1 protein-coding gene is annotated in these 877 nt (G+C 66.2%); it reads right to left on the bottom strand.

The window, feature by feature from the left end; translation table 11 throughout:
- Positions 1-877 (bottom strand): NAD-glutamate dehydrogenase domain-containing protein (locus tag EN935_RS38110; protein WP_164771826.1); only part of this gene is annotated, 877 nt, incomplete at both ends.

Raw genomic sequence — 877 nt, 5'->3', positions numbered from 1 at the left:
GCACCTGACCGTCGATCTGGTTGTCGAGCGCGTCGATCTCGCGATAGAGCGCTGGCAAGGCAAACCCGTCGCGCACCACCGCGAAGGTACGCACGACGTCGGCGGCGGTGCGCCCCGTGGCTTCCTGCAACCGGTTGACGAAGGATGGGCCGCCGCGATTGACGAGATCGTTGGCGACGACCCGCGTGATGATCTCGCGGCGCAGCCTGTGGCCATGGATCTCGGCGGCGTATTTCTTCGCCATCCGGTCGGGAAAATAGCCCATCAGGTCGCGGTCGAAATGCGCGTCGTCCGGTACGTCGCTGGCGACGATGTCGGAAAACAGCACGATCTTGGCATAGGCGAGCAACACGCCGAGCTCGGCTCTGGTCAGCGGCTCGCCCCGCGCTTCGCGCTCGGCAAGTGCTGCCGGCGACGGCAGCGTCTCCACCGCACGGTCGAGCAGGCCGCGCGCCTCCAGCGCCGTCATGAACCGGCTTTGATGCGCGATGTCGGCGAGGCCGCGCTTGCGGGCGATCGAAAGCGCCAGCGTCTGCTGGTAGTTGTTGGAGAGCACCAGCGAACCGACCTCCTCGGTCATCTCGGCCAGAAGCTTGTTGCGTGCCGGGCGCGTCAACGACCCCTTGAGCATGGCGGACGCCAGCGCGATCTTGATGTTGACCTCGACGTCGGAGCAGTTGACGCCGCCCGAATTGTCGATGGCGTCGGAGTTGCAGCGGCCGCCATTCATGCCGAACTCGATGCGTGCCCGCTGCGTGACGCCGAGATTGGCGCCCTCGCCGATGACCTTGGCGCGCACGTCGAGCGCGGTGATGCGGATGGCATCGTTGGCGCGGTCGCCGACTTCGGCGTTGGTCTCGGTGGATGCCTGCAAATA

Source organism: Mesorhizobium sp. M7D.F.Ca.US.004.03.1.1, assembly GCF_003998635.1.
In the GTDB taxonomy this organism is placed as follows: Bacteria; Pseudomonadota; Alphaproteobacteria; order Rhizobiales; family Rhizobiaceae; genus Mesorhizobium; species Mesorhizobium loti.
This window is presented reverse-complemented; position numbering and strand designations above follow the sequence as displayed.